This window comes from Sphingomonas sp. J315 (assembly GCF_024666595.1).
Taxonomy (GTDB): domain Bacteria; phylum Pseudomonadota; class Alphaproteobacteria; order Sphingomonadales; family Sphingomonadaceae; genus Sphingomonas.
On sequence record NZ_CP088296.1, the window covers coordinates 974675 to 1001316 of the forward strand.

At 64.5% G+C, this 26642-nt stretch carries 16 protein-coding genes and 2 pseudogenes; 9 read left to right on the forward strand and 9 right to left on the reverse strand.

Annotation, left to right across the window (positions count from 1 at the left end):
- Positions 1-85 precede the first annotated feature (85 nt).
- The 4 genes and pseudogenes from LRS08_RS05195 to paoC all read left to right on the forward strand — a co-directional run bounded on the left by LRS08_RS05195 (position 86) and on the right by paoC (position 5143).
- Positions 86-1300, forward strand: a complete 1215-nt coding sequence (locus LRS08_RS05195; RefSeq protein ID WP_260481406.1) for an MFS transporter — start codon at positions 86-88, stop codon at positions 1298-1300.
- A 49-nt stretch (positions 1301-1349) separates the two neighbouring features.
- Positions 1350-1979, forward strand: a complete 630-nt coding sequence (paoA, locus tag LRS08_RS05200) for an aldehyde dehydrogenase iron-sulfur subunit PaoA (protein ID WP_257844637.1) — start codon at positions 1350-1352, stop codon at positions 1977-1979.
- A pseudogene (locus LRS08_RS05205) lies at positions 1976-2930 on the forward strand (FAD binding domain-containing protein). Before paoA ends, LRS08_RS05205 begins: the two are co-directional and overlap by 4 nt.
- The gene (gene paoC, locus LRS08_RS05210) at positions 2927-5143 is read left to right on the forward strand and encodes an aldehyde oxidoreductase molybdenum-binding subunit PaoC (protein WP_257844635.1); all 2217 of its coding nucleotides are present in this window, start codon (positions 2927-2929) and stop codon (positions 5141-5143) included. The pseudogene LRS08_RS05205 and the gene paoC overlap by 4 nt, the downstream one beginning before the upstream one ends.
- Positions 5144-5251: 108 nt before the next feature.
- On the opposite strand, the gene LRS08_RS05215 is transcribed toward paoC, so the two are convergent.
- The 3 genes from LRS08_RS05215 to LRS08_RS05225 form a co-directional block, all read right to left on the reverse strand.
- Positions 5252-7210 (reverse strand): DUF5060 domain-containing protein, encoded by a 1959-nt coding sequence (locus LRS08_RS05215; RefSeq protein WP_312026656.1) that lies wholly within the window; start codon positions 7208-7210, stop codon positions 5252-5254.
- 135 nt (positions 7211-7345) lie between these two features.
- Entirely contained in the window at positions 7346-8194 is an 849-nt protein-coding gene (locus LRS08_RS05220) for a dienelactone hydrolase family protein (protein ID WP_257844633.1), read from the reverse strand.
- 124 nt (positions 8195-8318) lie between these two features.
- Positions 8319-9524: a TonB-dependent receptor domain-containing protein gene (locus LRS08_RS05225; protein ID WP_374580819.1), complete on the reverse strand. Its 1206-nt coding sequence runs from the start codon at positions 9522-9524 to the stop codon at positions 8319-8321.
- Between the two features lie 149 nt (positions 9525-9673).
- Between LRS08_RS05225 and LRS08_RS05230 the strand changes: the two genes are divergently transcribed.
- Positions 9674-10452 (forward strand): IS5 family transposase gene (locus tag LRS08_RS05230; protein WP_374580061.1). Its coding sequence is split into 2 segments (ribosomal slippage): positions 9674-10031 and positions 10031-10452, totalling 780 coding nucleotides; the frame shifts between segments, so codons are not numbered across the junction.
- Here the strand turns inward: LRS08_RS05230 and LRS08_RS05235 are convergent.
- Positions 10436-12076 (reverse strand): TonB-dependent receptor plug domain-containing protein, encoded by a 1641-nt coding sequence (locus LRS08_RS05235; protein ID WP_257844632.1) that lies wholly within the window; start codon positions 12074-12076, stop codon positions 10436-10438. The two genes, LRS08_RS05230 and LRS08_RS05235, sit on opposite strands and share 17 nt — an antisense overlap.
- A 566-nt stretch (positions 12077-12642) precedes the next feature.
- Here LRS08_RS05235 and ggt point away from each other — a divergent pair.
- Positions 12643-14364, forward strand: coding sequence for a gamma-glutamyltransferase (gene ggt / locus LRS08_RS05240; protein ID WP_257844631.1), 1722 nt, complete (start codon positions 12643-12645; stop codon positions 14362-14364).
- Between the two features lie 38 nt (positions 14365-14402).
- Here the strand turns inward: ggt and LRS08_RS05245 are convergent, their stop codons facing one another.
- Complete coding sequence (locus LRS08_RS05245; RefSeq protein WP_257844630.1) at positions 14403-16955, reverse strand: family 20 glycosylhydrolase; 2553 nt, start codon at positions 16953-16955, stop codon at positions 14403-14405.
- Between the two features lie 89 nt (positions 16956-17044).
- On the opposite strand from LRS08_RS05245, the gene LRS08_RS05250 reads away from it, so the two are divergent.
- Complete coding sequence (locus LRS08_RS05250) at positions 17045-18106, forward strand: glycosyl hydrolase family 18 protein (protein WP_257844629.1); 1062 nt, start codon at positions 17045-17047, stop codon at positions 18104-18106.
- 131 nt (positions 18107-18237) lie between these two features.
- On the forward strand, positions 18238-18915 hold the full coding sequence (locus LRS08_RS05255; protein ID WP_260481651.1) for a GntR family transcriptional regulator: 678 nt from the start codon (positions 18238-18240) through the stop codon (positions 18913-18915).
- Here the strand turns inward: LRS08_RS05255 and LRS08_RS05260 are convergent.
- The 4 genes and pseudogenes from LRS08_RS05260 to LRS08_RS05275 form a co-directional block, all read right to left on the reverse strand.
- Complete coding sequence (locus LRS08_RS05260) at positions 18912-20396, reverse strand: tryptophan halogenase family protein (protein ID WP_257844628.1); 1485 nt, start codon at positions 20394-20396, stop codon at positions 18912-18914. The genes LRS08_RS05255 and LRS08_RS05260 overlap by 4 nt on opposite strands.
- Positions 20393-21784 carry a tryptophan 7-halogenase gene (locus LRS08_RS05265; RefSeq protein WP_257844627.1) on the reverse strand — a complete coding sequence of 464 codons (1392 nt, stop codon included), beginning with the start codon at positions 21782-21784 and terminating at the stop codon, positions 20393-20395. The genes LRS08_RS05260 and LRS08_RS05265 overlap by 4 nt, the downstream gene beginning before the upstream one ends.
- A pseudogene (locus LRS08_RS20215) lies at positions 21781-23287 on the reverse strand (tryptophan halogenase family protein). The gene LRS08_RS05265 and the pseudogene LRS08_RS20215 overlap by 4 nt, the downstream one beginning before the upstream one ends.
- A gap of 65 nt (positions 23288-23352) precedes the next feature.
- Positions 23353-26286 (reverse strand): TonB-dependent receptor, encoded by a 2934-nt coding sequence (locus LRS08_RS05275; protein ID WP_260481407.1) that lies wholly within the window; start codon positions 26284-26286, stop codon positions 23353-23355.
- Here LRS08_RS05275 and LRS08_RS05280 point away from each other — a divergent pair.
- Positions 26276-26608, forward strand: a complete 333-nt coding sequence (locus LRS08_RS05280) for a hypothetical protein (RefSeq protein ID WP_260481409.1) — start codon at positions 26276-26278, stop codon at positions 26606-26608. The genes LRS08_RS05275 and LRS08_RS05280 overlap by 11 nt on opposite strands.
- The last annotated feature ends 34 nt before the right edge of the window (positions 26609-26642 follow it).

The following is a 26642-nucleotide window of genomic DNA, read 5'->3' on the forward strand; positions in this document are numbered from 1 at the left end:
GGAACAGCCACAACGCGCGAACGGTAGGGGTATCTGAACTATGGGACGGCGACATTTCCTGTTGGTGGGGACGTTTCTCCTCACTATGCTTCTGTACGTGGACCGCGTCGTGATCTCAGCGGCGAAGGAGCAGATCACCGGTGAGCTTGTGCTTAGCGACACGCAGTTCGGCTGGGTGATCTCCGCGTTCGCGCTCGGCTACGCGCTGTTTCAGGTGCCGTCCGGCCAGCTTGCCGATCGCATCGGGCCGCGCAAGACGCTCGCCGCAATCGTCATCATCTGGTCCGGCTTCACCGCTCTGACCGGGGCAGCCTGGGGCTTTCTCTCGCTGCTGCTGTTCCGCTTCCTGTTCGGCGCGGCGGAGGCCGGCGCGATGCCAGCTTGTGCCAAGGCGGTGTACAGCTGGCTTCCCACCGCCGAACGCGGCATCGCCAACGGCATCAACCTGTCCGGAACCCGGGTCGGTGCCGCGCTGGCGCTTCCCGGCCTCGCCTGGATGCTCTCGACCTTCGGATGGCGGCAGACCTTTGTGATCATGGGCGCGGTCGGCTTGCTATGGGTCATTGCCTGGTACGCGCTGTTCCGGGATCGGCCTGAAGACCATTGGGGGATGCCCGAGGCGGAAGTTCAGCAGATCATCGCCGGGCGAACACTTTCCACTCCGAAGGCCGATACGTCGAAGCAGGGCGCGTCGCGTCAGGGGGGCCTGTGGCTCGTCGTGACGCAGTATTTCGCGTCGTGTTTCACCTTTTTCTTCGCCCTGTCCTGGCTCTTCCCCTACCTCCAAAAAACCTATGGCCTAACCACCGTCGAAACCGGATTCATGACCGCCATTCCCTTGGCGGCGGGTGCAGCGGGCAACTGGCTGGGCGGAGTGGGTTCGGATTTCGCGGTACGCAGGACAGGGAGCATCGCATCGCTGCGCTATGTGGCGATGCTTGGCTTCGCCTTGGCGGCGATCGGGCTTGTCGGAAGCCTCAATGCGGATACCGCAATCGTCGCAGTGCTGTTCCTCAGCCTCACGGTGTTCGGTGCCGACATGACCCTTCCGCCATCCTGGGCATTCTGCATCGACGTGGGCGGCGAGCGGGCAGGGACTGTGACCGGTCAGATGAACATGGTCGGCGCTTTCGGCGCATTTGCGACCGGTCTTGCCTTTCCATATCTGTACAGCGCCTTCAATTCGGTGACCCCGTTCTTCCTCACCGCCGTTGCGCTGAACCTCGGCGCAGCGACGCTTTGGGCGTTCGTGCCGCGCGCCAAGCGGGCCGAACCCACAGATTCCACCAGCCCAGCGTAGAGCAGGGTATTCCCGACTCGGGCTCTCAGTGCCGCAGGGATGATTGAACATGGGCGACGACAGGAAGCTGGAAGTTTCGCGGCGGGGGCTACTAGTCGGCGGTGCCGCGGCGGCAGCAGCCACGGGCCTGCCAAGTGCCGATGCCCAAGCGACGCGGACGAACCCCGTCACAATGCCGGTGTCGTTCGAGGTCAATGGGGCGCATCACGAACTGGATCTCGATACACGCACGACGCTCCTCGATGCGCTGTGCGAGCACCTGAAGCTTACCGGCACCAAGAAGGGCTGCGACCATGGCCAGTGCGGAGCCTGCACCGTCCTGGTGAACGGCGACCGGATCAACGCCTGCCTCAGTCTGGCGATTCAGCATATCGGCGACAAGGTCACCACGATCGAGGGTCTCGGCACGATCGAAAATCTGCATCCGATGCAGGCCGCCTTCATCAAGCACGATGCCTACCAGTGCGGTTACTGCACCCCTGGGCAGATCTGCTCGGCAATAGCAGTGCTCGACGAGATCAAACGCGGCATCCCGAGCCAAGCGCAGGTCGATATCTCGGCGCAGCTCGGCCCCAGCAATGCTGAGTTACGCGAACGCATGAGCGGCAATATCTGTCGCTGCGGTGCCTATTCCAACATCGCCGAGGCAATGACGGAAGTCGCGGGAGCACGCTCATGAAGGCATTTACATACGAGCGTGCCAAGTCGCCGTCGGAAGCTGCTGCCGCGGTCTCCGGCACGCCGGGTGCCAAATTCCTCGCGGGCGGCACCAACCTTCTTGACCTTATGAAGCTCCAGATCGAGACCCCGACGCATCTGGTCGACCTGCAGGATCTTGGGCTAGACCGGATCGAGAAGACGCCGACGGGAGGGTTGCGGGTCGGTGCGCTCGTGACGAACACCGCGCTCGCATCTGATCCCCGCATCCGCGGCGACTACGCCGTGCTCGCGCGCGCAATCGTTGCTGGCGCATCGGGTCAGCTCCGGAACAAGGCGACGACAGCTGGGAACCTGCTCCAGCGGACCCGCTGTCCATATTTTTATGATCCCAACCAGCCGTGCAACAAGCGGCGGCCCGGTTCCGGGTGCGCGGCGATTGGCGGCTTCTCGCGCCAGCTCGGCGTGATCGGCACCTCCAATGCGTGCATCGCGACATATCCGGGCGACATGGCCGTAGCTCTGCGCGTACTCGATGCTACCATCGAGACGGTCGATCCACAGGGCAGCACCCGAGCCATACCGATTGCCGATTTTCACCGTCTATGGGGCGACACCCCTCACATCGAGACCGAGCTGAAGTCCGGCGAACTGGTCACTGCGGTCACCCTCCCGCCTCCGCTGGGCGGGCGGCACATCTACCAGAAGGTACGCGACCGCGCGTCTTACGCCTTCGCGCTCATATCCGTCGCCGCAGTCATCCAGCGCGATGGGAACGGGCGTGTTGCGGTCGGCGGAGTCGCCCCAAAACCCTGGCGGGTTCCTTGCAGCCGATGCCGCCATACCGGATGGCGCCGGCGCAGTTGCCGCCAGGCTGATGGCCGACGCGCGACCCACCGAGCACAACGCATTCAAGGTGCCACTGGTCGAACGCACGCTCGCCGCGGTCATGGCCGAAGCGAGAGCCGCATGAAGTTCGACACGCCAGCTGGTCCCAACCCGATAGACCGCATGAAAGTGGTTGGCCGTGCCGCTCGCAGGATCGACGGCCCCCTGAAAATCACGGGCGCTGCGCCATACGCTTACGAGCGCCACGACGTGGTGGCGAATCAGGCATATGGCTACATGCTTGGATCTGCGATCGCGAAAGGGCGGATCAAGCGCATCGATACCGTCGATGCCGAGCGGGCACCGGGCGTGATCAAGGTGGTGACCGCCGCCAACGCAGGACCATTCGCGACCTCGCGGAGCAATACTGCAAGGTTGCTGGCCGGTCCCGAGATACAGCATTACCATCAGGCAATCGCGCTGGTCGTCGCCGAAACCTTTGAACAGGCGCGGGCTGCGGCTGCGCTGATCCGCGTTGACTACGCCCGCGCGGAAGGGCGCTATGACCTTGCGGCGCAAGAGGATAGCGCGCCGCTGGTCGGCGGGAGCAACGGCGAGGAACGCGACTCCGGCGAATTGCGCACCGGCGACTTCGAAGGAGCGTTCGCCGCTGCGCCGGTCAGACTGGACGCAACCTACACGACACCGGACCAGAGCCACCAGATGATGGAGCCGCACGCTTCCATCGCGGCATGGTCGGGCGATGAACTCACCCTCTGGACCTCTACCCAGATGGTTGCCTGGGCGGTTCGTGATCTCTCACAGACCTTCCTGATCCCGCAGTCGAACATCCAGGTGCTGTCGCCCTATGTCGGCGGCGGGTTTGGTGCAAAGCTGCGCATCCGCGCCGACGCCGTGCTCGCGGCGTTGGGCGCACGTGCGGTCGGACGCCCGGTAAAGCTGGCGATCACTCGTCCGCAGACGATGAACAACTCGGTACATCGTCCGGCGACCATTCAGCGCATCCGGATCGGCTGCGATCGGGATGGGCGGATCACGGCGATCGCCCATGAAAGCGTCGGGGGCGATCTGGAGGGCGGACGGCCGGCGACCGTGACGGCCCAGACGCGCCTCCTCTATGCCGGTGCCAATCGGCTCACATCGATGCGGCAGGCGGTGCTCGATCTGCCTGAGGGCAATTCGATGCGCGCGCCTGGCGCGGCGGGTGGCATGATGGCGCTCGAGATCGCCATGGACGAGATGGCAGAGAAGCTACGGCTCGATCCGGTCGAGTTCCGTATCCGCAACGACACCCAGGTGGACCCTGAGAAGCCGGAGAAACGCTTCTCCGAGCGCCAGCTCGTGCGGTGTCTCCGCGAGGGCGCGAAGACGTTCGGGTGGAGCCGACGCGCAGTGCGACCTGCCCAGCGGCGCGATGGCAATTGGTGGGTCGGCCTGGGTGTATCCTCGGCCTTCCACAACAGCCCGGCGATGAAGTCGGCGGCACGGGTGCGGCTGGAGCCGTCGGGCCGCATCCTGGTCGAGACCGATATGACCGACATCGGCACAGGCAGCTACACGATCATTGCACAGACCGCTGCGGAGATGTTGGGCCTACCGCTCGACATGATCGACGTGCGGCTCGGCGACTCACGCTTCCCGGTCGCCGCCGGTTCCGGCGGGCAATTCGGAGCGGCGAACGCGACCTCTGGCGTGTACGCAGCATGCGTGAAGCTGCGTGAAGCGGTAGCTCGGCAGCTGGGCATGTCGGTTGACGGAGCCAGGTTCGAGAGCGGGTACGTCGTTGCTGACGGTCGCAGGGTCAGGCTCGCAGACGTTTCCCGGGCTGGCGCACTTTCCGGCGAGGACGCCATCGAGTACGGCGACATGAGCAGAAGTGTCCATCTCGCCACGTTCGGGGCGCACTTCGTGGAGGCTGCGGTCCACGCCTACACGGGCGAGATCCGGGTGCGCCGAATGCTCGCGGTCTGCGCGGCGGGGCGGATCATCAACCCAGTATCGGCGCGCAGCCAGGTGATCGGGGCGATGACGATGGGCGTTGGCGCGGCGCTGATGGAAGAGATGGCGGTGGACAAGCGGTTTGGATTCTTCGTGAACCACGACCTCGCCGGTTACGAGGTGCCGGTACACGCTGACATCCCGCATCAGGAGGTCGTGTTCCTCGACGAGGCGGACGAGATGGCCAATCCGATGAAGGCGAAAGGTGTGGGCGAGCTCGGCATCACTGGTGTTGGTGCTGCCGTTGCCAATGCGGTTTACAATGCGTGCGGGGTGCGGGTACGCGATTACCCGATCACGCTCGACAAATATTTGGATCGGCTGCCGCCGCTCGCGTGACCAGAGTTGTTTTCAGCTTCGCTGATTTAACACCGGCCGCCCCCCTTCCCGCTCCATCAACCGGGGCAACTGTGAAGGCGAGCACGCTGACTCGCCTTCCCGGAGATCCTAGTCGGCAATCCTGCGAACCAGCGCGACCCAATCGTCCGAACCGCCGGACGGCGGCGTCCCGAGCGAGGCGAAGCGCGAGTTGCGAATGGCGCGGTCGGCGCCCTCTTCCAGCGGGGCTGGACCGCCCGCGATCTCGACCACACTTCCCTTGCGCAACGGACCGCCAGCAACGGCGTCGTACCAGTCGACGCTGTAGCGTCCGCTCTCGCCGAGTAGCGATAGCGCGGCAGGCGTCCCGGCGCGGGTATAGACGATATAGGTCTTGCCGTGATCGGCGAACACATATTCGGTCCTGGTCAGTGTCAGGTCGTCATCAGCCACCATCCCAAAGGCGCGCTCCCCGACATGTTCGTTAAAGAATGCGATGGCGTTCCTGCCGTCGCTGAACTTCAGCGCGCGCGTGCGGTCGTTCTCGCACCCCAGATCGTGGCACTTGTTGGTCCAACCATAGTACATTTCCATCCCCGCTGCCCCCGCGAGCAGCGCATTCCAGATCGAGTGCCGACGGTACGTTTCCCGGGTAGGGGCAATCTCGGGCTGAATCTTGGGAGGCGTTCCCGCCAGCGCATCTTTGGACAGCATCGGCTCCGCGCCGGGCTGGCCGGGCGCGATATCGCCCGGGCTGAACGACAGGACGCCCTTGGTGGGCAGGGTGTCCAGGTCGAACCCCGCGTCGATCGGCGCACCGGGACCCGCCGTGCCCGACTCGTCATAGCCGATCACGACACGGCGCCCTGCCTTGATGGCGGCGTTGGTCCATTTGACGATATCGGGGCGCATGTCGGAGAAATCGATCGTGTTCCCCTGCATCGCCAGGCCGTTCATGGAGGATCCGCTCGCCAGATGGGGCCGGAAGCGCTCCTTCTGGCGCGGATAGGTCGCCATCACGAGCGGATGATCATAGGGATCAAGGGAGTCGATATATTTCGCTTGCTCACGGACAACATCCGGCTCCTGCGTGTTCTCCTCCCCCATGTTCCAGGACACGGCGAGGAAGTGGTTGAAGCGCGCAACCATCTCCCTGATGTAAATCTTCCGCTGGCGGCCCAGCTTGCCGCCGTCCATGAACAGGTTGTTCTCGACCTCCTGCATCTTGAAATGCACCTGGAGACCAAGCTCGTCAGCGTAGGATAGCGCACGCTGCCACTGGGCCAGCTTCACGACGTCGTAGCGGTCGTGTTCCACGCCCTTTGCCCACTGGTCGGCGGGCGAGAGTTTTGCATAGCTGTCCGCAGACACGCGCATGACCTGGGGAATGACGTTCTGATCGTCGCCGCCCACGTTGAACAAGAGCATGCTGACGCTGTTCGCGCCGGCCCCTTGCAGATAAGCGAAGCGGCCCAGCAATCCCTTGCCGCGTCCGCCGCCCCAGGTAAACGACTGCGCCGACGCGGCATAGTCCCTGACATGCGGCTGCCAATCGTGCCGCATCCCTCTGGCATTCGGCGTGCGGTCAAAATCGATATAGGCCAGCATGTTCTCCGGTGAATCCACACCAAACTTGAAGAACGGTTTGCCGGTGCCGGACCAGCGATAATATTGCGCATTCCGATACTGCAGCAGCCCGCGCGCGCGGACATCGTTTCTGGGTGTCGCGGACACTTTGAATCTGCCGGTCGCTCCGTCGATCCCGGCCACAGCTTCGCCGGCACCGTCGCTCGCCACGATATCCTTGCCGGTGCGGAAGCTGACGCGATAGGTCCACTCACCGGCTTCCATGGGCACGAAATGCGCGCGCCACAGCTTCCCGCTCGTGCATCCGCGATCCGCTGCGTCTGCGCACGCGGTGAAATAGCCCGGCACCGTATAGTCGCGACCCGATCGGCTGAACGTAACGTCGATCCGGTAATCGGCGAACGGGTTCGGACCCGACGCCTGATCGAGCGCCGGTCCCTCCATGTCGAGCGTCACGGGATCGTAAATCCCCCCCCGCATGCCGTGCGGTGACATTGGCATGTGCCGTCAGCGTTGTGCCAAAGGCCAGGGCGACCAGCGTCAGGCCCCCGAGCGTGCGACCCGACAACAAGTATCCGAGATAATTCATGCCATATCCTCTCGCGCTGTACGATGCGACCTCCCCTCCGGGGAGCGTTACTGTTCCTTCAATCGCGCTGCCAGAAACGCCAGCACATCGGCCTCTGTCGCCGCCTTGGCGGCGGCATTGGCCGCGACCGACTGGCGGGATTCCGCAGGGGTGTCGTAGCTGTGGGTGGCACCTTCGAACATGCGGATCGCGATGTCGTTGCCGGCGGCCTTGCTGCGATCGACCAAGGTCTGGCACAGCTTGGGCGAGACCTTCTCGTCCGCCGTTCCCATGAAGACGCGGATGGGGTTATAGGGTTTGTAGCCGTCCTTCTCGAACCGCTTCTTAAAGGCGCAGCCGGGGTAGATTGCGACGCCCGCCGTGAAGCCGGTCTTGCGCATGTCGCCGGGCTTGTCGTCGGCCATCGCGGCGAGTGTGGCGATCGCGCCGTGGGACCAGCCGAACAGCGCGACGCGGGTTGCGGTGACGTCGGCCCGCGACTGCAAGAATTGGAGCGCGCCATAGGCGTGCTGGGGGCGGAAATCGATCGGGTCGATGGCTGCGGGGCGCTCGATATGGGTGCCGGCAAACCCGGCAGGGAATCCGATCGCGCCGAAATCATCGACCATGAGGGCGGCATAACCGTTGCGTGCCAGCAGCTCGCCCCACGCCCTGTGGCGGCTGGACAGGGTGGAGGCGTCATATTTGCCCTTCGCCATAGACGAGTAAGCGCCCGCACCACCATGCATCATCACCACCGCAGGGAGTTTGGCACGGGCTTTGGCTGGCTTGAACAGATAGCCTTTCACCTGCGTCTTTCCGTCGCGGCTGAGGAAGGTGACGTCCTCAACCTTCACTTGCTGTGCGACGGCGGGGGCCGCGATTGTGACGAGGGCTGTAGCGATCAGGTGGCGCATCGAGTTTCCATTCGTTGCCGTATCCACGCCGCGCCACGCCGATTGCTCAAGATCCGGCGTGCGGGGCAACCTGCCGCCGACACGATGTCCAGCAATGTGTCGGCGGCATGCCTACCTCGCGGACTCAGTATTCCACGCTGAAGCCCAGCGAGACCGTCCGACCATATGGGTTCGAAACATAGCGGTTGATGCCGTGGGTTCGGCCCATTGTGCCGCTGAAGAACGGGGGCGCACTGTCGAACACGTTGTTGACGTTCAGGAAAAGCCTGGCGTCAGCCTTGGCGATTTTCATGCGGTATGCGACGTTCAGATCCAGCCTGGTATCCGCCTCGACCACGTCGCCCCCGCCGATCGGCCGGTTGTTCGAATCAAGGATCAGCGGCGTTACAGCGGCGTTACCCCAGTTCAAATACGAGCCGGTATGAGTGACGAACCCGTCGACCGAGAGACCGCCCAGATCCCAGCCAAGCTGGAACCGCAACCGCGTCTGAATCGAGGGGAAGCCGGAATTGAAGCCAGAAGTGTTGAGTATGTCGAACGCCTCGCCGCCGGTATTCTGGTCAAAGCGGGTATAGTATGTTCCCGTCGCGCCGAACGTGAATTTGCCGATATCCTTGGTTCTGAGCTGATAGTTGAAGCTCGCGTCGATCCCCTGGACGTCCAAGTTGAGCACATTGGCAAAATCGTTGTTATTCATGAAGTAGGTTATGGCCGGCGGCGTCACGTCGATTGAGCCGCCGTTGGCGACATTGCCGAACTCGTTGATCTGGGCCGTCGTGCAACCTGTCGGGCAGATCGTCAGTCGGTCCCGCATCGTGACGGAATAAAGCTGTTGCGTGACTTCAAGTCGATTTACGCCGTCGCGGAACTTGTTGCTCCAGAACGTCACCGATGTCCGAAGGCCGGGGATCTGCGGCGGTGCGAAGTCGACGCCGATCGACCAGCTGTTGCCCGTCTGCGGCTTGGCGCCAGGCCCGATGCCATAGTCGCGGGTCAGGCCCGGATTGACCGAAGTGCCGATCTGGCACACGGTAACCGCAGTCGCACAACCGGGCAGCAGCCTGGCATCCGGATAAATATCAAGCGGAACGAAGAAGGCGCCGGAGTTCAGCACCCCAGCTGCTCTCCGCCGATAGCCGAGCTCCGGAATCCCGATCACAGCCAAAGGCGGCGCGACAAACGCGGTTGCAAAGTTGCCGCGCAGCCTCAGGCCTTCAATCACCTCCCAAGTAGCTGCGATCTTGGGATTGGTGGTGCCGCCGACATCGCTGAATTCGTCATGTCGACCCGAAAGGCTCAGGTCGAGCCGCCGGACGAGCGGTATACCCATGTCTTCAGAGACGAGCGGAACCGCAACTTCGACATAGCCCGACAGGGCATTCCGGTCGAGGTTGAAGCCAACTTCTCCCGACGCATCGACATCCAGGACTAGGGTCGGGACCCATAAACGGGATTCCCTTGGCGGCTGGGATGTGATTCATGCGCTGCGCCAGCAGGAGCGTGGATTTGAGCGAGTTTTGGTTGAGTGAAGCCCAGTTCGAGCGGCTGCGTCCGCTGCTGCCGGACAAGGTGCGCGGTGTGGCGCGGGTCGATGATCGGCGGGTGATCAGCGGCATCATTCATGTGGTGAAGTCGGGCGGGCGCTGGGTCGACGCGCCGGCCTGCTACGGGCCGAGGAAGACGCTCTACAACCGGTTCGTGCGCTGGGCGGCAAAGGGTGTGTGGCAGGAGCTGTTCGTCACGCTCGCGGCAGCAGGCGGGCCGCCCGCCGAGGTCCTGATCGACAGCACGCATATGAAGGCGCACCGCTCCGCGGGCGGTGGAAAAGGGGGGCGCTCGTCCAGGCGATCGGGATCAGCCGGGGCGGCCGCAACAGCAAGCTCCACGCGCTCACCGACGGCGAAGGTCGGCCGCTCCGCTTCCTGCTGACCGGTGGCCAGGTCGCCGACTGCCGCGCAGCCGATGTGTTGCTCGATGATCTCGCGCCGCGCACCATCGTGCTCGCGGACAAGGCTTACGACAGCAATGCGATCCGCGACCTGATCGAGCGGCAGGGTGCCGTTCCGAACATCCCCTCCAAGACGAACCGCCGCTGGAAAAGCTGCTTCTCCAAGACGCTCTACAAGGGCCGCAACGCCGTCGAGCGCATGTTCTGCCGCCTCAAGGATTATCGCCGCATCGCCACCCGCTACGACAAGCTCGCCACCAACTTCCTCAGCGCCATCTACCTCGCCGCAGCCGTCACATGGTGGTTATGAGTCCCGACCCTAGCTGTTCGGCCCAATAATATTCGCCGCCGAAAGCCAGACGCACGTCGCCGGCCGGCAATGCGAACAATTTTCCCTGCGCCTCCAGCTTTGTCTGGCTGAATCTGTTGATGTGCCTGGTGAAGCCCTGGTTGACGTAAAGGCTGTCCAGAACCGCAGCCGAGGTTCTGCCGGCATTGGGCTGCCAGACGTCCAGCGCGTTCGCCGTCGTCAGCGGAATGGCTGGATTAGCGGCATTAACACTTCCGTTTGCGTTCACCGAGCCGTTCAGCGCTCGCCGAACGCAGATGGTGCAGATCGTATCCCTGTCGCGCGAGAAGCCGGTGCTGTCCCCATACGCATTGCTGAGGGTTACGGTCCAGCTATCGGACAATTTGTATTCGGCGTTGCCGTAGAGATACAGCGTTTCGCTCTCCTGGTCCTGCGTTCCATAGTAATTGTCAGGTTTGATCAAGGCAAAGGATACGATTTGTTGTGTCACCGTGGGTTCTCCCGCCGGTGCCATATAGAATGGATTGATCTGGTTGGCGCGAGCGAAGCCGGGTCCAAAGACGGTCACGTTGTTGACCAGCGCGGGACCAAAGTCGTAGATGCTCTCCAACACATTGTAATTCACGGTGGCCGTCATCGACAATCGGTCACCGAACGACTGGTGTAGGCGTATCAGCCCGTTGGTGCGCTCACTGCTGTTAAGCGCACCCGCATAGATCGAATTATTGCAGGGCGCATTGTCCGTAATGAGGTCTGTGGGTGTCGTCGCCGAAGGCGACAGATATGCCCGCGTCGTCCCGGTCGCCGTCGTGCGGATCGTGGCTGGCATACAGTTGAACGTGTTGGTGTTACGGCCGCCGACCGAACGGAAATCGCCCCGGCTCAGGAATTCCCGGTCCTTCGCCGCCAGTGGACTGGCATATACATGTTGAACCGCGACATAGATGCCGCCGGTAGTCCATTTCGTTCCCACGATGCCATTGACGTCGATGCTGTGCCAACTGTCCGCGAGTCTGGCTCTGGCGGATATTTTCGCTCCGCTGTACGTTGGCCGGGTGATGTAGTTCACCACACCAGCGACGGCATCAGAACCATAGATTGACGACGCACCGTCCGCGAGTACCTCGACCCGCTGGATCGCGCTGATGGGGAGAATGTTTGGATCCGATTGGCCATATCGGATGCCGGAACCGGCGACGCGCATACCGTCAATCACAACCAGCGTCGTGTTGCTCGCGCTCCCCGCCAGCTGGTGGATTTGCGGCGAGTAATAGGAAAATACGTTCTCGCCGAGCCCTTCCGAGCCCGCCGTGGTCATTGCCGGCACGGTGTTGATCAGTTCGCTCAGGTTGGTAGCGCCCGCTTTTGCAGCAGTTTCCTGATCGACCGTGACGAGGTTCGATCCAATTGGAGCGACGCCGCGAAGAGCCGAACCAGTGACAACAATTTCCTCTGCAGGCGTCTCGCCCTGCCCGGCTTTCTGTTCAGGCTCGGCGGCTTTCTGTTGAGGCACCGGATTCCCGGGAGCTTCCTGTTCGACCGCGAACGCGGGTGCGATTCCGAGAGACGACGCCGCCAATACAATCGCGATCGTCGGTACCGATCCGTCCAGCCGAATAGCCATGATCCTCTCCTCCCAAATGTCAGTCTTTTCTCTTTCCAGTTCGAACGCACGTGCCGAGCCACACACCCTGACGGTAGGCCCAAAGGAGCTAGCTGTGTCGCGTCACCAACTGGCGTCAGTTAATTCCGATGAGCGGAACAGCATTCTATCTAAGGAAATGCTGTAGCAAACGCATTCCGGCTTTTCAACCCTTCGCTGGCCATTGTCCCGTCGTGCGCCGCATCGTCATCCTCAGAAGCGCTCAACACCGTCCCCGAGTTGTCCTTCCGAAAACGGTCGAACTGATGGGCGGGAAACGATGCCTGATTCAGTTGAGCAACGGCGAGGAGCGCCCAACGGAATGACGAGCTGATCCGCAGAGAACGGATCGCACGAGCAGATTATCGAGACCGGGTGGGGAGGAACGGGTGGAAGCACTATGGCGACGCTGCTGTCGACACCGCCGGCAATAGACGTCTCGCCATAACTTCCGGTTCTAGGCCGGGAAATGAAAGTCGGCTGGCCCCGGCCCAGCCATTCGAGCATGAACCGATCGGCCGATACGGTTCAAAGCTGAAGGGGGCGGGATGAGAAGGTGGAGCATATCGGCCACGCGCGTGCTGCCGTTGCAATTATTGCTGAAGCATTCCGCGATCCTGGCGCTGGCTTTTCTCGCTTCGAGTCCCGTTACCGCGAGCGCGCAAGGAGTCGTTTCTGCCGCCGATCCGCGCGCCGCCGAAGCGGGGGTGGAGATACTGCGTGCGGGAGGCAGCGCTACCGACGCCGCGCTCGCGATGATGCTGGCGCTTACCGTGGTCGAACCGCAATCCAGCGGCATCGGCGGCGGCGGGTTCTTCGTTCACCATGATGCACGCCACGGCCTGATCGATACGATCGACGGGCGCGAGCGCGCGCCATCCGCGGCACGACCGGATCGCTTCTTGAGCACCGACGGCACGCCGCGTCCCTATGACGATGTCTATCCCGGCGGACTGTCGGTCGGCATTCCCGGCAACATCAGGTTGATGGAGGAAGCGCATCGCCGCTGGGGCAAGCTCCCCTGGGCGCGTCTCTTCGAACCGGCGATCCGCCATGCCGAACAGGGTTTCGCGGTGTCCCCGATGATGGCGCGTTTCATCGCGCGCTCGGCACCGCGCTGGAAGGATTTTCCCGAAACCCAGGCGCTTTACGCGCCAAACGGGCACCCGCTCACCGAAGGCGCGACGGTACGCAACCCTGCGCTGGCCGGACTGCTCACCCGGATCGCGCGCGAGGGAGCCGACGCATTCTATCGCGGTCAGAATGCCGACGCGATCATCGCCGCCACCGCCGGGGCAAGGCGCAACCCTGCCCAGATCATCGCTGCCGATATGGCGGGCTACACCGCTACGTCGCGCAATGCGGTATGCATCCGCTATCGGATCTACAAGGTCTGCGGAATGGGCCCGCCCTCGTCCGGGGCGACCACCGTGTTCGGCATATTGGGGATGATCGAACGCTTCGACATCGCGCGTCTCGGCCCGCGCTCACCCGACGCATGGCATGTGATCGCCGAAGCGATGCGCCTGTCCTATGCCGATCGAGGCCGGTATATCGGCGACCCCGATTTCGTGTCGGTCCCGCTGGTCGGCTTGATCGACCCCGACTATCTGGCACGCCGGTCGCGCCTGATCCGCATGGACCGGGCCTTGCCGTCGGTGCGTCATGGAAATCCGCCGGGCGCGGCTCCGAGGGGGGCACCAACACGATCGACCGAAGCCGGGACCACGCATTTCTCGGCTGTGGATGCCCAGGGCAATGTCGTTGCGATGACCTCGACGATCGAGGATATCTGGGGCAGCCAGCTCATGGCGAACGGGATGATGCTCAACAACGAGCTGACCGATTTCAGCTTCGTGCCCGCGCGCGACGGTCTTCCGGTGGCCAACCGGGTCGAGGCGGGCAAGCGCCCATTGTCCTCGATGTCGCCGACCATCGTATATGATGCCAACGATCGTCCGATCCTTGCGCTGGGATCGGCGGGCGGGCCGCGCATCATCATGCATGTGACAAAGACGCTGATCGGCGTGCTCGATTTCGGATTGCCGGTGAGCGAGGCGATTGCACTTCCAAATCTGTTCTTTGATGAGAATACGCTGCTGATGGAACCCTCGGCGGACACCGGCCGCGTGCTCGACGCCCTGCGTGCCAAGGGCCATTCGGCGCGGGAGGCACCGCTCGGGTCCAAGGTCAACGCCGTCGAGCACGCCGGCGGCGCGTGGCGAGGTGCCGCCGATCCGCGCAGCGAGGGTGTCGCATTGGCGCAGTAGGCGCACCGGGTATCAACGGCAGCCTCGCGCCCCAGACACTAGGATGGCGGCACCGTGACGGTCCGGCTGCTCCGCTCGCCGTCGGCAGAGCGGCTACGGAGGTCGACGGGCCCGCTCACCGCCACCGGCCCCTGATAGCGCACCCACCGACCTCCACGCTCGCGATACTCGATGGTCACGCCCGGGAAATCGGCGTTCGCCTCCAGTTTCCCGGCCACGATACGCGCGCCTGGCGGAGCGACGCGATACGCGATACCCATGTCCCCGAGGCGGCCGAATTGTGCCGACACCCGCCCGGCGAAGTCGCGCCAGTCGGCGGCCAGCGCCGCGCGATCCACGCGCGGGTCGTGCCATGCATAGGATTGGCCGGGCCGATAGTGGGGCGTCCAGCGCGCCGGTGCCCAGCCCCGCTCGGCCAGCGCGAGCAGGCGCGGGAACAGCATGTAGTCGACCTGCGCGTCACTGCGCACGGTTTCGCTCCACAGCTGAGCCTGAATACCTGCGATACGGCGTCCCGCTTCGCGCACCGGCTGGTCGTCGATCCGCTGGGGCTGTGCGCTGATATTGGGGATCAGCGCGGCGTTGGCGGGAAGGTTGTCAGGCATGAAGCCGAACACCTGATGACTGTCCACCCCGCGCGACGCCCAGTAATAGCCGCCTTCCTCCGGGTCCGGGGCATAGGGCATGTCGAAATAGCCGAGGTCCGGGATCGATAGCACGACGTCCCAGCCGCGGTTGAGCTGGTCATGCGCCTCACGGATCGCGCCGGTGTGGAGCACGCCCCAGATGTTGGTCAGCACATTGGCAGGCATGCGCGCCGGATCGGTATGACCCATCCCGTCGCTCCACCCGCCGACGCGGATGCCCTTCGCCGCAAGCCCGGTGGCGACCCGCTCGATGAAGCGCGGGGTCAGGTTGCGCGCGTCGCCGCCATTATCCGCGATCATCGCCTTGCACGCGGGCGAGTTGACCCAGGCACCGGCGGTCTCGTCCGCGCCGAGGTGAAAGGTCTTGAGCGGGGCGCCCGCGTCGCCGTGCATCGCCGCCAGCGCATCGACTACCGTATCCACGAAGCGATAGGTCGACGGAATGCACACGTTGAGTGTGTTGTCGGTGTAATGCTGGATGCTGCGATATTTGGTGGTGTCGGCGGGGTCGATCAGCCGATAGGCGTCGGCCTCGGCGCGCTTCCCCTCGGCGATCAGCCGGTCGTGGCGGCGTTCCATCGCGACGATCGCCGCGCGCGAATGGCCCGGCATGTCGATCGATGGGATCACCTCGATCCCCCGCGCCGCCGCTGCCCGGACGATGGCGACATAGTCGGCTGTAGTCAGGTATCCATTGACCCCCGGCTGGCCGTACGGTCCCGCGCCAAGCTGGGGAAGCAGACATCGTTTCTCCTCCAGGTCGTGGCAGCGCACCGACCCGATCTGCGCCAGCTCGGGCAGCGCCGGGATTTCGATCCGCCAGCCTTCGTCCTCGGCAAGGTGCAGATGCAGCTTGTTGAGCTTGTACGCTGCCATCGCCTCGACCAGCTTCAATATCTGGTCGCGTCCATGGAAGTTGCGGCCAAGGTCGAGGTGCAGCCCGCGATGCGGATAGAGCGGTGCGTCCTCGACGGTAAGCGGGCGCATCTTTCGGTGCTCAAATGCCGCCTGCTGGGCAAGCGAGCGCAGGCCGTGGCTGGCCCCTGCCGCATCGGCGGCGGTGATCGCGATGCCGTCAGCGCGGGCGTCGAGCCGATAGGATTCGGGAGCGAGTCCCGCGGTCGGATCGACGCGGACGCGCAGCGGTAACTTCCCGCTCTCGTCGGTGCCGAGCGCGACCAGTGCGGGTGCGATTGCCGCGCGATCGACGCCGGTCAGCGTCACGCGGATGCCCTTGGTCAGATCGACCAGCTCGCCATCATGCTGCGCAGCATGGCTCGGGCGCGGAAGGATCACGATGCCCTTTGCGGAGGGCGCGGCACGCTCCGCGTTTTGCACGAATGCACGCTCCGGAGTCAGCCAGACCGTCTTGTCGCTATCGCTTTTGGTCGTGAGCCGCGCGGCATCGGTCATCGACGCGACGAAACGCAGCGCGGGCAGACCGGTATCGGGGTCGATCGCATCGCGCGTCGCCGCGATCACCCGCGCCTCCCGCGCCTTCGCTACCAGATAGGCATTGGGCATCACCACCGCGCGCGAGAAATGCGACCCGACGCCCCATAGCTTGACGACATGCCGCGCGCCCGGACGCAGCACCGCGCCGGGCTTGAGCGTCAGTTGCTGCACATCGCCATTGATGTTGCGATAGTCGAACAGGTCGCTTTCGATCCGGTCGAGCGGATTGACGAAGCTGAAAAAGAGCGAGAGGTCCAGCCCCGTCCGCAACGATGCAGGCAATTTGTCGGGCAGCGTCAGCGTGATCGTCGCCAGGAAGCAATTGGTCATGCCTTCCGGGCAGGTCGGGCGATTGTCGACCACTTCGAAGCGATAGTCGATTTCAGCGGCGAGGTGATCGAGAGCCTTCTGCGGCGGGGCGACGCCCTGCGCCATGGCCGGCGTCACCGCAATCAGCGCCATCGCCCCCATCCAGCTCAATCCGCGCATCCGCATTGCTCCCTCTCGACGATTTGTATTCAAGTTGTCATATCGTTCGACACAGGTCAATCAGGTCGATTCGGACGGAGAACCGCGATATGTCGTATATGTCGAAGCTGTACGCTGCGCTGCGCAGCCTGATTGGTTTTGCATTAGTCCTATCGGCCTCAACCGCGCATGCCGCACCGAGCAAGCCGGTGATGGTCGGCTATGTCGCGGCGTTCAAGGGCATCGACCTCACCATCGCAAGGACCCGGCTGGAGGATTACACGCATTTCAACCTCGCCTTCGCCAACCCCGACGCCAGCGGCGCGTTCGTCAATGACGGGCAACTGACCTGCATGCCCGCCCCCTTCGGCGCAGCTACCGGCGTCGCCGAGCTGCGGGCCAGGGTGGAACAGCTGCGGAGCAAGGGCGCAAAGGTTCTGGTGTCGATCGGCGGCGGCGTGATCCCGTCCTGTTCGGGCGACTGGAATGCGCTGCTCGCCTCCGACAAGCGCGATGCAACGGTCGCTTCGCTGGTCGCGCTGTCCGACACGCTGGGCCTCGACGGGGTTGATGTCGATCTGGAGGGCGAATTGCTCACCGCGATCGACCGGGCGGGGAACTATACCCCGTTCATCGCCGCGCTGTCGCGGGCGATGCAGGCGCGTGGCAAGCTGCTGACCTGTGCCACCGCATCCTATGAAGGGGGCATGATCCCGATCGACTCGATCCGCTATTTCGATCTGGTCAACGTCATGTCCTATGACGCGATCGGGCCAAGCTGGGGACCTGCGGGCGCCGAACATGCGACGCTGGCAATGGCGGAACGCGACCTCAAGCTGTGGCGCGAGCGAGGCGTCGCGCGCGATCGACTGGTGCTGGGCGTGCCGTTCTACGGCTATGGCTTCAACGGTCACGCGGCCAATTGGTCCTATCGCGACCTCGTGTCTGCCTTCCCCCAAGCCGCCACCGGCGACACGGTAGGCAAGGCGTGCGCCGGCTGCCGCTACATCACCCATAATAGCCCGGCGACGATCGAGGCGAAGGCGCGGCTCGCCCAGCGCATCGCCGCCGGGGTGATGGTGTGGGAACTGTCGCAGGACAGCCCAGACCATGCGCTGACCCGTGCGGCGCTTCGGGGCCTTTCCGCAGCGGAAACGCGCGCCAGCAATTGACGCGAGCATACCAATGCAACACATGTGGGTGCGGCGCGGATGCGCCCGACCGCAGGTGGAGCAACGTCCTTGTCGCTGATCGAAATTGTGGGGCCGCTCCACAAGGAAGACCCCACCCCCTCTACCTCCAGCTGCAAAAAGTCCTGCGCGACGCGATCGACGGGCATGTGGTCAAGGCGGATGAGGCGATCCCGACCGAACGCGACCTGGCCGAGGAATTCGACGTGTCGCGCATCACGGTGCGCAAGGCGATCGACGGACTGGTCAGCGACGGGCTGGTCGCGCGGCGGCGCGGCGCGGGCACCTTTGTCACGCGGCCGCGCGTCGAGAAAAGCTTCTCCAAGCTCACCTCCTTCTCGCAGGACATGATCTCACGCGGGCGTCGTCCGTACAGCGAGTGGGTGAGCAAGACAGCCGGCACGGTGACGCCTGAAGAAGCGCTGTCGCTCGGCCTGTCGCCGGGTTCGCTGGTCTATCGTTTCCACCGCATCCGCTATGCCGACGACACGTCGATGGCGCTCGAATATGCGACGATCCCCGCCTATTGTCTGCCCTCGGTCGAGGTGGTCGGGGATTCGCTCTACGCCGCGCTGGAGGCGCACGATCATCTGCCCGTGCGCGCCTTGCAGCGGTTGCGCGCGATCGCGTTCACGCCCGAGCAGGCCGAGGTGCTGGGAATCGAACCGGGCGCGCCGGGGCTGTTCATCGAGCGCCGCGGCTTCCTGTCGGACGGGCGGACGGCTGAATATACGCAGAGCTATTATCGCGGCGACGCCTATGACGTGGTCGCTGAACTCAACAGCAATTAGAGGCTGGCGAGAAAGGCGGTGTGCGGGGGCAGCTCGGCAAGCTGCTCGGCGACCCGCCCGCGTAACGTCGCGAGCCGCCGGGCCAGCTCGTCGGCGGGCAAGCCATCGGCGATCGGGTGCCAGCTTGTCGGCCGCACCCCCTGCCCGGTCAGCACGCAATACCAGTTGGTCGGGCCGAATAGGTCGCCGGGTTCGAACAAAATGTTGCCGGTCGCACGGAATACGTCGATCCGCTCGGCAAGGCTGTCCGGGATCGGCGCAGCCGCGACATCGCGCCAGAAGTCCGTGTCGCCGCGCCCCGCCAGCGCATAATGCGCGATCACGAAGTCGCGGATCCGCTCGACCTCGTTGATCGTCTCGCGGTTGAAGCGCGCGGCGATGCCGGGGTCGAACCCATCGCGCGGCAGCAGCGCCAGCAGCCGGATGATCGCGGTCTGGATCAGATGGATCGAGGTCGATTCGAGCGGTTCGAGAAACCCGCCCGCCAGCCCGATCGCGACGCAGTTGCGGTTCCAGATCACCCGCCGATGCCCCGCAGCAAAACGCAGCCGGTTGGGCTCGGCCAGCGCCGCGCCGGGCAGCCGTTCGGTCAGCTTCGCGACCGCGTCTTCATGCCCCAGATGCGCGCTCGAATAGACATAGCCATTGCCGTCGCGGTGCTGGAGCGGGATGCGCCATTGCCACCCCGCCTCACGAGCGGTCGAGCGGGTGAACGGGGGCGGATCGCCCTGTCGCTGCGACGGCATCGCCACCGCACTGTCGCAGGGCAGCCAGTGGCGCCAGTCGACATAGCCGCTGTGCAGCGCTCCCTCGATCAGCACCCCGCGAAAGCCCGAGCAATCGACGAACAGATCGCCCTCGACCGTGCGCCCATCGTCGAGTTGCAGCGAGTCGATGAACCCATCCTCCGGATCGAGCTGCACCTCGGCCACCTTGCCCTCGACCCGCACCACCCCGGCCGTCTCGGCATGGGTGCGCAGGAAGCGGGCATAGCCGGCGGCGTCGAAATGCACCGCGTGATGCACCGGGCCGTGCCGCGCCCCGGGCGCGAACCGCCCGGCGCGCGCGGCGAGCGTCTCGAGACTATAGGGCGCGTGATCGGGGTCCCCGCCCGCCGCCAGATGCCGCAGCCAATAATGGTGGAAATGGATCCCGCCCATTTCGACGCCGAGATAGCCGAACGGGTGGAAATAGCGCGCGTCGGTCCCGCCCCAGCCGTCGAACTGGATGCCCAGCTTGATCGTGCCATTGGTGGCGCGGAGAAACTCCGCCGGATCGATCCGCAGATAGCGATTGAACTCGTGGATCGGCGGCACGGTCGCCTCGCCGACGCCGACCGTCCCGATCGCCTCGGATTCGATCAGCGTGATCGCATGATGCTGTCCCGCCAACGCGCGGGCGAGCGCGGCGGCGGTCATCCAGCCGGCGCTGCCCCCGCCCAGAATGACGATGCGGCGTACCGGTCGGGTCCGCGCGCTCATGCTGCACCACTCCTGAGTTGGGCCAGCGCCTGCGCATGTGTCGGCATTGCGCGCACCTCGTTGGCGATGGCGCGCAACTGGCGCTGGAATTCGGCCATCAACTGCTGCTCGTCGACGGTCAGTGCCTGCGGGTCCGGGCTGCGCGGGACGATGCCGTGCCCCGCCATGCACAAGGCCCAGCCATCCTCGACATGCGCCTCATGGTCGCCATGCGCGAACATGCCGCGCGCGGCGAACAGGTCGCGCTTTGCCTTCAGCGCCGCGGAAATCGGGGCCGCGCGGGCGGCGTCCCAATAAGGTCCGGCGCGGTGGGCGAGGTGGAAATGCTGCGCAGCAAAATCGTCGATCCGCGCGCGCGTCCCCACCAGCTCGGTCGTATAGAGCGCAGCCTCGGGCATCGCGTCGCGGTCGACCGGCCACAGCAGGATCAGCTGTGCGATGGCGAGCTGGAGTTCGAGCAGGCCGGATGCGGCAAAGGTCGCGGATTCGCCATCGGGCTCGGCGATCGTCACGACCTTGCCGGTCCAGCCGGGTACACGCCGAGCCGCAACAGGAATCGGCGCACCGACATCGACAACGCCCCCCGCTGCCTCCGCGATCACCATCCGCGCGTTGGTTTCGGCCATGTTTGCGCTGTCATAGTGGCAAGCCACCGCCACCCGGTCGCCGAGCGGGGTCAGCATCGTCCACCCCGCCGCATGCGCGACAGCGCGGGTGTGGAGCGGGACGGGATCGGACTTGGCTGCCGAACCGAGGATCATTCGGTCGCAGCGCGCCGGACTCGCCGCCGCTTCGGACCAGCTACCATCGGCATCCACCAGAAGGTCGGCATCGGGCGGCGACTCCTGCGCCGGTGCGACCCGCACTCCGGCGGCGAGGCAGGCGTCGCGAAGCAGCGCGGCATAGCCGGCGGCGTCGAGGTGCCAGCCATGCTTGACCGCCTGTCGCGTCGCCGGGTCGCGCGGCTGGCCGATCCGGCCATGCTTCGCGGCGACGGCGGCGAGGCAGAATTCCTCCAGCGGCACCGCCAGTCCGGCATGGCGCGCGCGGGTCCAGTGCTGAACGAATGGCCGCCCGGCAAAGGGCGTGCCCGCATCGCCCCATGCGTGGAGGAAGTCCGCGCCCTCGTTCCACCCGGCATAGAGCTGGCCGAGGCTGAGCGTACCGGCGGCGCGGTCGATCAGCGCGGCGTCACCCAGGCCCAGCAATCGGTGAAAGGTGACGAGGTCCGGCGGCGCGGCGAGCGCGGCGTGCGGCGGTGGAAGCGCGCCGGTGTCCTGCCAGGTCACCTCGACACCAAGCCGCCCGAAGGCGCGCGCAATCGCCAGCGCCGCCATAGGCGCTGCAACCCCGCCGCCGCGCACCGCCACGGTCTGCACTGGATTCATAACGGCGCCGCCGGACAATAGCGCGCGACGAAATCGGCGTGCGACGGCGCGTCGGCGATCCCCTGTGCCACCGATGCGGCAAAACCGTCGAGCCGTTGCTTGAGGACCTCCGCAGGCATCGCATCGGCGAGCCGGTCGCCCGATCGCGGCACGATCCCCTGCCCCACGAACACCGCCTGCCAGCTGGTCGGGCCGAACAAGCCGTCGCGATAGGCAGGGACATGAGCGCGATGGCGGAATGCCTCGATCCGGCCGTTCAATGAATCCGGCAGCTCCATCGTCGTAACCGCCTGCCACAGCGGCGCATCGGCCTCGTTCGCGGCATAGTGGAGGATCAGGAAATCGCGGATGCGGTCATATTCGACATCCATCACGCGGTTGAACTCGGCGGGCAGCGCCGGGTCGATTTCGGGGCTGTCAGGCAGCAAGGTCAGCAGGTGCATGATCGCCATTTGGACCAGATAGATGCTGGTCGATTCGAGCGGCTCGAGGAACCCGCCCGCCAGACCCATGGCGATGCAATTATGATCCCATGCCCGCTTTCGCTTGCCCGCCTTGAACCGCAGCACGCGCGGATCGGCGAGCGCTGCGCCGTCGAGATTGGCGAGCAATGTCGCCGCCGCCTCGTCGTCCGAGATATGCGAACTGGCATAGACATAGCCATTGCCGGTCCGGTGCTGGAGGGGGATGCGCCATTGCCAGCCCGCCGGGCGGCGGGTCGAGCGGGTGTAGGGGGGTGAAGTCGTCCGACCGCGCCGACGGCACCGCCACCGCGCTGTCGCACGGCAGCCAGTGCGACCAGTCCTCCAGATCGACGCCGAGCGTCTGGCCGAGCAACAGCGAGCGGAAGCCCGAGCAATCGACGAAAAGGTCGCCGGTGACCTGCGCTTCCGACGCGAGCGTCACGCCAGAGATGCGTCCGTCTTCGCCGTCGCGCTCGACCGTGACGATCCGCCCCTCGACCCGCTCGATCCCGCGTTCCTCGGCCCAGCGGCGCAGGAAGCGGGCGTAGAGAAAGGCGTCGAGATGATAGGCGTAGGAATATGCGTTGCGGACATCGCCCGGTTTGCCGTCGGGCAGCGCGAAGCGGTTGGCCCAGGCCAGCGCGATGGCAATGCAATAATCGGGCAGCGGCGCGGCTTGCCCCGCCGCGTTCGCGCGCGCCCAATAGCTGAAGAAATCCGCCTCCCCGATCGGCCGGCCGAAGGTCCCGAACGGGTGGATATAGCGGTCGCCCTTGCGTCCCCAGTCGACGAACTCGATGCCCAGCTTGAAGCTCGCCTGGGTCGCGGCCATGAACGCCACTTCATCCAGCCCGAGATAGTCGTTGAAATCCTTCATCTGCGGCAGCGTGGCTTCGCCGACGCCGACGGTGCCGATCTCTTCGGATTCGATCAGGCGGACGCGCACGCGCACCGGATCGAGCTTGGCCGCACAGGCCGCCGCGCACATCCAGCCGGCGGTCCCGCCGCCGACAATCACCAGGTCGAACCGTTCACCCATCACTGAAGCTTAGCGCTGCGCGACTGCGGCACCAGTCCCGTTGGAGACCGGTGCCGCGCGCCGCATCAGAAGGTCAGCCGCAGGCCGACCTGGAAGCGCCGGTCGTTCTTGAACCAGGATGCCGCCTTGAGCAGCCCGGTCGAGTCGACCTGTTGGTAGAGCACCGTGTCTGTCCCGAGCAGGTTCGACCCTTCGATCACGAACTCCATCTCCTTGGTCGCCCGCACGCGGAGCGACGCATCGAGATAACCGGTCGGACCCTGCCAGATCGGCAATCCGACGCAGCAGTCGATCGCAGTGACGAGATATTTGGAGCGCCAGTTATACGCGACGCGCGCCGACACCTTCCCCTTTTCGTACATGCCGACCAGGTTGAAGCTGTGCTCCGACACGCCTTCGAGCGCGTTGGCCTTCACCGTCGAGCTCTCGTAGGAGATGCCGCCGCCGGCGGTGCCGGCACCGGTCTCGTTGGTCAGATTGACCGTCTCGATCCCGTCATTCTTGACATAGGTGTAGTTGGCCTGGACCCCCAACCCGTCGAACGGCCCCGGAAGGAAGTCGAAGAAGGTCTGGAACGACGCTTCGGCTCCGTAAATGCTGGCACCCTCACCATTGACAGGACGGTTCAGCCGAACCTGTTCGGTAACTCCGTTATTGGCGATGGTCAGGTTGAACTGGCCGGCCTGGATATAGTCGTAGAATTGCTTGTAGAAGCCGGTGAACGTCAGCGATCCGGCGCGTGCGAAATAATATTCGAGCGTCAGGTCGACCTGGTCCGCAGTAATCGGCTTCAGCCCGGGATTGCCCGAGGTGCCGGTATATTGCCAATCATAGGCGATCGGATTGCCAGCCGCGTCGCGCGTGACATTGGGGTCGGTCCGATCCGACAGGTTGGGCGACAGGCGGTTGACGTTCAGGAAGTTGCGCAACAGGCCGATATCGGGTCGCGACATCGCGCGCGAATAGGCAAAGCGCGACACCAGCTTGTCGGTCAGGTCGAACTTGATGTTGAAGCTGGGCAGCGCGTGGAAATGATTGACCCGCGTCGTGTCGGCAACCGTAGCGCCATTGTTGAACGCGATTTCGGCCGGCGTAATGACGCAACCAGCGGTAGCGGTCGGATTGCCCGCACCATCGACGCCGCGCACGCAAGTGAGGTCCGTCGCGTTGAACGGATTCGCGAAGGTGGTCGCGCCGACCGTCGCGTCTTCCGTCCACACCAGCCGGACGCCGATATTGCCCGAAATCTTGACACTGCCGATCGCCAGACCATCGCCGCCGAACTTGGCCATCGCATAGGCAGCAGCGGTGCGCTCACTCACACGATGGATTTCGCTCGGCAGATAGCAGCCATAGTCGCCGGTGACCGTCTCACCCGCGCGATAGCCTGCACCCGAGCAGACCGGATAATATTCGCCGACGCCCAGCGCCGGGCGACCCAGCGTGCTGGCCAGCGTCTCGCGATCGACCAGCCGGTCCATGTTGTAGAACACGAACGAATGCTGGTTGGTCTGATTGCCGGCGAAGAAATCCTGCCCGAAGGTGTGGATCGCATTGCTGCCACCTGGATAGACCGGTCGGTTGATGTTGAAATAGGGGGCCTGGCTATAGGTCCAGGTATTCGCGATATTGGCCCAGTTGTACGCGCCCCAGCGCACCGTCTGATCGCGGTCGGCATAGCGCGCGCCGACCTTGATCGCGTCGAGCCAGCTCGAGTCCACCGCATATTCGGCGTCCAGCCGCAATGCGATCTCCTCGCCCTCGCTGTCCTCGGTGTGATCGGTGATCGCGTAATAGTGATAGTTGCTGGCGTTGGTGAACCCACCGGGCGACAGGTTGATGTTGTCGGCGGTTCCCGACGAGAATTGCAGCCGCGGATAGTCGCCACTCAGGTCAACAAAGGTGTTGGCATAGGTGCGCGCGAGCACCGATGCGTTATAGTTGCTGACGCTGGCGTCGACATATTGCCCGTCCAGAGTCACGCGCAGCCGGTCGGTCACGTCCCAGCGGAAGTTGAGGCCGAAATCCTGCGTAATCTGCTTGTTGCTCAGCGCGTTGGCGGCGGTATCCACCTGCGGCGCGCGGCGCGCATTGGTGCAGCCTTCCCAAGCGTAGCAGCGATTGTAGAATGCCTGCCCGGCTTCGTTCACGCCCAGGCCCAGATTGTCGTTGCCTTCGCCGACATAGGGACGCGGCGCGGACCACCAGCCCGACAGGAAGTCGCCATCTGAATCGAAGGCAAAGGGCGCGGTACCCTGCAAGGGCGCAACCTGGCTGTTGTCCGTGTACCTGTAGTCGCTCGGGCGACCGTAGAGGTCCGGGTTGAAGGCGCTGGAGAAGATCGAATGTTCGCGCCAGCTATTGTCGTACTGGGACCGGTTGTACTGGCCGGTGACCTGCATCGTCTCGTCGAGCGACTTCCACTGAAAGGCCGCTGCAACGCCGTATCGCTTGCGGTCATATTCGTTGTCGCGGAGGAAGATTCCGCTCGGGATATATTGCAGGCCCGGGCCGAAGACATTGTCGAAAATGCCGATACGCTCGAACTGGATGCCCTGGCTGCCGGTGATCGCGTGCGAATAGGCGCCGTTGACCATCAGGCCGACCTCGCCGATGCCGGTCATCCAGCGGTTCGAATAGATGCCCGAAATATCCGCCGTCGGCTCCTCGGCGATGTCGCCATAGCTGCCCTTGACCGACAGCGAGATAAGCTGCCCCGGACTGTCGAACGGTACACGGGTGCGCAGATTTACGGTGCCGGCGATGCCGCCCTCGATCAGGTCGGCGGTCTGGTTCTTGTAGGTGTCGATCCCGCCGAGCAGTTCGGGCGAAATGTCCTGCCAGCTGAGTCCGCGCGAGCTGTTCGCGCTGAACACGTCGCGGCCGTTGAATTCGGAGCGGACCTGGCTGAGGCCGCGGACGATGACGCCCGACGGCTCGGCCGAGAAGTGCGAGGTATCGTCGGTACCGGCAAAGCGGATGACGGTGATGCCCGGCACGCGCTGCAGTGCCTCGGCAACCGATTTGTCGGGGAAGGAACCGATATCTTCGGCGGTGATCAGAATCGATCACCGTGTCGGCGTACCGCTTCCGGTTCTGCGCCGATTCCATGTTGTCGCGAATACCGGTGATGACGACCGTCTCGGCATCATCCGGTTCGGCAGCATCCTGCGCCAGCGCCGGCGCACTTATGGCGCTGGCCATTGCGGCGATGCAAACCCCCTGCAGCAAGCGACGCCCTCGCGCAGCCGCGACTGTCCGTTCGATCATGTCCCCGTCTCCCCATTTTCCCGGCCTCCGCTCGCTCCCTACGAACTTTAATGAGACCAATTACGCCATTGGGCTATTACCAATA